Here is a 6,401-nt window from a genome sequence, read left to right on the forward strand (position 1 = left end):
TCATATCATTTAGGAGAAAATGATGAGTATGTTGTCAAAAATCTATGATAAAAGTTTATGTAAAGTTCGTACGGTTACCGCTTTTATTTGTTTGTCTGATGATAAAAATGATTGGGAAAATATTTTAAATGTCGCCAAATTCAATTGCCAGAAAGTCGCCAATCAATTAATGGAGCATGGCTATATTGTACAATCCCTTCGTTTGGTTACAAACCCATTTGGTGAATACATCAATACGGATAATTTTGATTTTGCCAAACAAGATTTGTCTGATTTGACAAATATTTTAAATAAACTCAATCAAGACAATCCTTTACGCCTAAGATTTGCCATCGGTGAGGCTAAAACCGCCAAAGAAATCGCTTTATTACCAGAGCTGATTAAAGATTATGGCGATTTATGCAATGCTTGTGTGAATATTGATATTGATGAGCATGGGTTTTTGGACAATGAAAAAATCAGGAACAGCGTTCACGCCATTAACCACATCGCCAACATTACCCCAAATGGACAAGGTAATTTTAATTTTACTGTCAATTTTAATTGCAATTCTTTCATTCCTTATTTTCCTGCCAGTTATCATCGTAACGAATTAGGCAATGTGTTAGTAGTGGGACTTGAAACGCCTGATTTATTAGTTTCTGCCTTAAATGACATTCAACACGAAAAATCACAATTAAGCCACGCTGATTTTATGCAATTGGCATATCAAACCATGCACCAAGCCCTAAGTCAACATATTTTACCAATCAACGACATTGTCAATAACACCACATTAACGGATAATTATCGTTTTATTGGCATTGACACTTCTGCTGCCCCATCAAAAAATTGCTCATCAATGACAAAACTTTATGAATTATTGGGCGTGCCATTTTTTGGGGCATCTGGTACGGTTGAGATTTCAGCATTATTAACTAAAGTATTTAAAAGTATTGCGGTTACACAGGTGGGATTTAGCGGACTTATGCTTGCTGTTACCGAGGATACAGGATTGGCGATTGGCACACAAAGGGGTGATTTTGATATTCATGGATTGCTGACATTTAGTAGCGTTTGTGGTATTGGACTTGATACTGTGCCAATTGAAGGTAATACGCCATTTGATACAATCGTACATATCATGCGTGATACAGGCACAATGGCATATCGTCTCAATAAACCTTTGACGGTGCGTTTATTTCCCGTGCCCAATCTCACACAAGGACAAATGACAACATTTGATAGTGATGATTTGTGTAATTGTGCGGTGATGGCATTGCCTTAATTTAAAACCCAATAAAAATCACTTTTATTGGGTTTTATTTTGTCTTAATTATTTGGTAGTAGTCCAAAAAGTATGCCAAACTAGGTTTTCCGTTCGCCCTGAGCCTGCCTGCGGGTAGGAAAACCGTTAGGCTTCCCAAGCTTACCACGAACGGTTTTCTTTGTATCATACTTTTTGAACCAGAGCCAATTATTTTTGTGTTAATATGAGTAATCTGTCATAAACCTCACTTTTTTTAATGCCTAATACATCCGCCACGATTGCACTTGCTTTTTTTGGTGGTAATTCTTTGGCAATGGCAAGTAGCCAGTCATCATAATCCGCCTTTTGTTCTTTTTGGGTATTACCTGCCACGACCAGCACAATCTCGCCACGTTGTTGGTTGGAGTCATTTTTTACAAATTCTAATAAATCAGCCAGCGGTAATTTTTTTATCGTCTCAAAGGTTTTGCTAATTTCACGGCACAACGTGGCTTCTCGCTCACCGCCAAACACGTCCGCCATGTCGGATAGGCAATCTGTAATGCGGTGCGGTGCTTCATAAAAAATAAGCGTCTCAGTATGAGCTTGATACGCCTTTAAAGTCTCTATCCGCCCATGTTGTTTGGCGGGCAAAAACCCCACAAAACTAAACTTATCAGACGGCAAACCCGCCACAGACAACGCCCCGATGACCGCACACGCCCCGACAATCGGCACAACGGTGATGCTCTCATCATGGCACGCCTTCACCAGTCGATAACCAGGGTCAGAGATAAGCGGTGTGCCAGCGTCCGAGATAAGAGCAACCGATTGACCGCTTTGCAATCGCTCTATCAGCCGTGCCGTCTGTGTGTCGGCATTATGCTCATGATAGGCGGTGGTGGGCGTGGATATGTTAAAAAAACTTAATAATTTGGAACTTGTGCGAGTGTCTTCGCAGGCGATCACGTTCACGGATTTTAGGGTGTCAATCGCCCTTGCCGTCATGTCGTTTAGATTGCCAATAGGGGTGGCAACGATATATAAAATGCCTGTCATTTTTTGCCTTTTTAATTTAAATAATGAGTGTTAATTTTATTTGGGCGAATGTGATTTCCCCCTACAATAATTCACAAATTTTTAATTATCATTATTTAATTCTGTATTATCCAATTTATCATTTGCCAAATTTTCATTATCAAAATCCGCATTTTCTAAATTTAAGGTTTCGCCCAAATGTAGCCAATTGCCCAATACGTCCGCCAACTCATCAAGCCCTTCTTTATTTAATGCCGAAAACAGCTGAATGGAAAATGGCAAGTCTAAGGCTTGCAGTTGTTTTTTGGTTTGTAGTAGAGCGGTTTTTTGAGCCCCACGTTTTAATTTATCCGCTTTGGTGAGTAACACATGAACGGGCAAGTCGCCGTCCTTTGCCCAATGGAGCATTTGCTCATCAAAATACTTCAACGGGTGGCGAATGTCGGTCAGTAGAATTAGCCCCGTCAGACTTTGACGGTTTACCAAATAATTTTCAAGCTCTTTTTGCCATTTGATTTTCATCCCTTCTGGCACTTGGGCGTAACCATAGCCCGGCAAATCCACGATACGACTATCAGGCGAGCCGACATTAAAAAAGTTAATCATCTGCGTTCGCCCTGGGGTTTTGGACGAACGAGCGAGCTGTTTTTGGTGGGTGATGGTGTTAATGGCGGACGACTTGCCTGCATTAGACCGCCCTGCAAACGCCACTTCAAAGCCTGTATCAGGCGGGCAGAGTTTTAGGGTGGGGGCGGAGAGCGAAAAGGCGGTTTGGCGGATGATTTTTTGGTAGTCGGTGGTGGTCATGATGTCAAATATAACTGCTAAAATGATAAAATAGTGTATCATGAAAGCCATAAAATAGCGATAAAAAACCCAAAGGGTAAATAAGTCGCATTCGGCATAGTTACCAAATATCTCTTGCAACTTGGCAAAAAACTTGCATAATACTTGCATAATAAAAGCATAAAGAGAAACAACCATTCTCACATTTATCCCAAATTACCCTTAGTGAGAGTTATTATGTCAAAATTATTACAAATCGCCATTGCCAGTCTTACCCTAGTCACCACAGGTGTAAGCCATGCCGATGTCGCCACCACTTACCAGAAAACCTGTGCCACCTGCCACGATAGCGGTGCCTTAAACGCCCCCAAAAAAGGCGACAAAGCCACATGGGATAGGCTAAAAGCCCAAAAAGGCATGGACACCTTAGTCAAAAACACCAAAAAAGGCATGCCCCAAATGCCCGCCAAGGGCTTGTGCCAAACATGTAGCGATGATGAGTTTCGGGCATTGATTGACTACATGGCAAAATAAAAAAACTGGGGCATGTTTACCCAAACAGCAACATCATCTTTGGGTACATGCCCCAGTTTTATGGCTTTTGTCAATCATAAGTTGATGATGGCTTGATTTGATAATTTTTTGTTAAAATCTCATCTTTTTGCAAAAAAATGTTGCCAAAACCACAATTTTTGTAGGAAAATTTAGCGAAGTCTTGCTATAATAAGCAAGATTTACCCATTTGACTTTTAAAAGCCAAATAAAAAGATACAAAACCCAAGACACGGGGATTGCCCCGAAGTTAGTAGGAAATTGTTATGAAAGCCATGAATTTGTCAGCCAAAGCCATGCTAACCAAAACGTTGCTCGCCACAGGTTTTGGTTTTGTCGCCTTGACCGCCACTGCCGCTCCAACTGTTCCTGCCTTTGACATCGAAGCAGGTAAAGCCATCGTAGATGCCAACTGTGCCGCTTGCCACGGTGCCAATGGTGTCTCGGTTGCCCCAGCTCAGCCAAATTTGGGCGGTCAAAACATCAAATACCTATACAAACAACTGGTCGATTTTAAAACAGGTGCCAGAAAAAATGGCATCATGCAGGCACAACTTGCAGGACTTACCCAGCAAGACCTTGCTAACGTAGCAGGATACTATGCCAGTCAAGCCCCGTGGCTACCAGGTTATGGCAACAAAGCCACGAACGCCGCCGCCCAAAAACTCTACCTAGGTGGCGACAAGAGTCGTGGTATCATCCCTTGTGCAGGGTGCCATGACCCCAAAGGAGCAGGCAATGGCTGGGCGGCGTTCCCACGCATTGGCGGTCAGCATGCTACCTATATCTCAACTCAGCTAAAACTGTTCCGTGCCGCAGGTCGTGAAGATGAAGGTCTCATGGCAGAACAGGTTCGTACCAACGACTCTGCCAAAAAAGACGAAAAAGGCATGATGCAAATCGTGGCAGCCAAACTGTCTGATAAAGACATCAAGATGCTTTCTGAATTTATCAGTGCCGTTCACTGATTTGTCAGACTTAGACTTGTGTGTGATAAAACCCCTTGATTGGGGTTTTGTCGTTGCTTGATTTTGCCCCTATTTAGTTTTTGCTTACCCTTATCCATCCTAATCGCCCAACCAGAGCTTGCTATGTTATCTCGTTATACCGTGTTTTTTGTGGCATGTGCCTTACCACTCTTATTTGCCCATCAGATTGCCCCGAGCATGGCTCATGAGCTAGATTTTTGGCTGTTGTGGATGATTGCCATGCTCGTGGTGGGTCTGCCCGTGTTATTTGCCGAGCTTGCCCTATCTGCTCGCAGTGGCGATGGTGTGTGGCTTGGCATGCAAAAGCTTACCCGTGAAGCCGATGCCAAGATGACATGGCGAGCTTTTGCAGGGCTGTCGGTGTTGGTCTCACTACTCATTAGTGCGACCATGACCGCACGCATTGGAACAGGACTTCATCAGCACCTACCCCAGCTCAACCTTAGTGTGCCAAGCGTTGGGCTTAGTGCAGGGGCGATGATAGTAGCACTCATCCTAAGCCTGCTCAAAACTCGCCTACTTGGGGTCGGGGTCATCATCGTCATCATCGGTGGGCTTATCTCGCTCTTTGATGGCGGTCTAGCTAGCGGTGTGAGTGTGCCAACCATCACGTCTGTATCGCTTAGCGAGTGGGCAAAGGCGGTCTCTTTGGCACTACTCTCGGTGGGCGTGGGTACAGGTCTGTACTGGTTCTTGGGCGTGGACATGACCCGACAAGTCATGGATAAGAACAACAAAAAGCCCTTATCGGGATTGATATTGCCCATCTGGCTCACTCAGCTTGTGTTTGGGGCGTTTGCTCTGATGGTCGGCAGTGCCTTTGTCACGCCAACATCCTTTGCTGTGACGAGTGTGGGCATGCTGTTCATCGCCAGTTTCTTGGTGTACTATGCCATCAGTCAGCTCAAAATCCGCTTTGGACTCATCAAGGGCGTATCTGCTGGTATCGTGCTTGCCATGCTGTTATCCACCCTACCTGCCAACATCGCCCTAATGGCACTGGTCGTCATCAGTCTCTTGACGGTCGTTATCTTGGCGGTGTTCTCTGGCTTTGTGATGAAAATCAGCCATTTACGCAAAACTTTTAACTTTAAAAGCGAAGGGCGTTATAACATCTGGCGAGTGCTGGTGCGTATTGGCGTGCCACTTGCCATCATCATCGCACTCATCGGCTGGGTCGGGCAATGGCTACAATAAACATCGCTTTGGCGTATGCAGACGGGGACAGGCACTACTATCAAGAACTTATCCTGCCCCACGGAACAACCCTATACCAAGCCCTAGTTCATGCAGGCTGGCTGAGTCTGCCGACTTTTATCGACTTTGGGGCATGGTGCGACACGCACATGACTGCCGACCCTAGCCACAAGGCGTGGTATGTCGGCATATACAGCCAAAAAAAACGCTTAGACACGGTGCTGTCAGATGGCGATAGGGTGGAGATTTATCGCCCCTTATACTACGACCCGATGGCACGACGCAAATGCAAATCCAAAGTTCGCCTAAAAAAGCTTGGCTATCGCCCGTTATAGCTTTTACAGATAATAATTCTAAAAACCACATAAAAAATCAGGCAAAGCATCCCACTTTGCCTGATTTTTTATCTAGCTTACTAGGGCGTACTTGCCCTTTGTATTTGCAATGAAAAATGCCTGTTTAAAAAAGCAGGGGAATCGCACGTTTTTCAAGGAAAAAACAAAGGCTGTGAGTTTTCTATCAATCAAGTTTTTGACGATGAAAAACAAGATTTGGCCATTTTTCATGCAAAAACGGTTGATTTATTTGTAAAATATACCCCACTCTCAACT

General features: G+C 44.0%; 7 protein-coding genes. 5 read left to right on the forward strand and 2 right to left on the reverse strand.

The features are described 5' to 3' along the window. Nucleotides 1–22: 22 nt before the first annotated feature. Nucleotides 23–1,267 carry a DUF711 family protein gene (locus tag B0182_RS08605; RefSeq protein WP_112741746.1) on the forward strand — a complete coding sequence of 415 codons (1,245 nt, stop codon included), beginning with the start codon at nucleotides 23–25 and terminating at the stop codon, nucleotides 1,265–1,267. A gap of 189 nt (nucleotides 1,268–1,456) precedes the next feature. Here B0182_RS08605 and rsmI read toward each other — a convergent pair whose 3' ends face one another. Both rsmI and yihA read right to left on the reverse strand, forming a co-directional pair. Beyond that, nucleotides 1,457–2,287, reverse strand: a complete 831-nt coding sequence (gene rsmI, locus B0182_RS08610; RefSeq protein ID WP_078274538.1) for a 16S rRNA (cytidine(1402)-2'-O)-methyltransferase — start codon at nucleotides 2,285–2,287, stop codon at nucleotides 1,457–1,459. An 81-nt stretch (nucleotides 2,288–2,368) separates the two neighbouring features. Beyond that, nucleotides 2,369–3,073, reverse strand: coding sequence for a ribosome biogenesis GTP-binding protein YihA/YsxC (gene yihA / locus B0182_RS08615; RefSeq protein WP_078274544.1), 705 nt, complete (start codon nucleotides 3,071–3,073; stop codon nucleotides 2,369–2,371). A 216-nt stretch (nucleotides 3,074–3,289) separates the two neighbouring features. Here yihA and B0182_RS08620 point away from each other — a divergent pair, with 216 nt between their 5' ends. The 4 genes from B0182_RS08620 to B0182_RS08635 all read left to right on the forward strand — a co-directional run bounded on the left by B0182_RS08620 (nucleotide 3,290) and on the right by B0182_RS08635 (nucleotide 6,125). Further along, nucleotides 3,290–3,586, forward strand: coding sequence for a c-type cytochrome (locus tag B0182_RS08620; RefSeq protein WP_078274539.1), 297 nt, complete (start codon nucleotides 3,290–3,292; stop codon nucleotides 3,584–3,586). Between the two features lie 293 nt (nucleotides 3,587–3,879). Then, entirely contained in the window at nucleotides 3,880–4,572 is a 693-nt protein-coding gene (locus tag B0182_RS08625) for a c-type cytochrome (protein ID WP_078274545.1), read from the forward strand. Between the two features lie 123 nt (nucleotides 4,573–4,695). After that, nucleotides 4,696–5,790 carry a hypothetical protein gene (locus B0182_RS08630; protein ID WP_078274546.1) on the forward strand — a complete coding sequence of 365 codons (1,095 nt, stop codon included), beginning with the start codon at nucleotides 4,696–4,698 and terminating at the stop codon, nucleotides 5,788–5,790. Then, entirely contained in the window at nucleotides 5,778–6,125 is a 348-nt protein-coding gene (locus B0182_RS08635; protein WP_078274540.1) for an RnfH family protein, read from the forward strand. Before B0182_RS08630 ends, B0182_RS08635 begins: the two co-directional genes overlap by 13 nt. Nucleotides 6,126–6,401 lie beyond the last annotated feature (276 nt).

This window comes from Moraxella bovis, from assembly GCF_002014975.1.
GTDB lineage: Bacteria > Pseudomonadota > Gammaproteobacteria > Pseudomonadales > Moraxellaceae > Moraxella > Moraxella bovis.

Excerpts from the sequence above, each read along its gene's own strand:
- B0182_RS08630 (WP_078274546.1), top strand. The coding sequence starts at position 4,696 with ATGTTATCTCGTTATACCGTGTTTTTTGTGGCATGTGCCTTACCACTC.
- B0182_RS08635 (WP_078274540.1), top strand. The coding sequence starts at position 5,778 with ATGGCTACAATAAACATCGCTTTGGCGTATGCAGACGGGGACAGGCAC.
- yihA (WP_078274544.1), bottom strand. The coding sequence starts at position 3,073 with ATGACCACCACCGACTACCAAAAAATCATCCGCCAAACCGCCTTTTCG.
- rsmI (WP_078274538.1), bottom strand. The coding sequence starts at position 2,287 with ATGACAGGCATTTTATATATCGTTGCCACCCCTATTGGCAATCTAAAC.
- B0182_RS08625 (WP_078274545.1), top strand. The coding sequence starts at position 3,880 with ATGAATTTGTCAGCCAAAGCCATGCTAACCAAAACGTTGCTCGCCACA.
- B0182_RS08620 (WP_078274539.1), top strand. The coding sequence starts at position 3,290 with ATGTCAAAATTATTACAAATCGCCATTGCCAGTCTTACCCTAGTCACC.
- B0182_RS08605 (WP_112741746.1), top strand. The coding sequence starts at position 23 with ATGAGTATGTTGTCAAAAATCTATGATAAAAGTTTATGTAAAGTTCGT.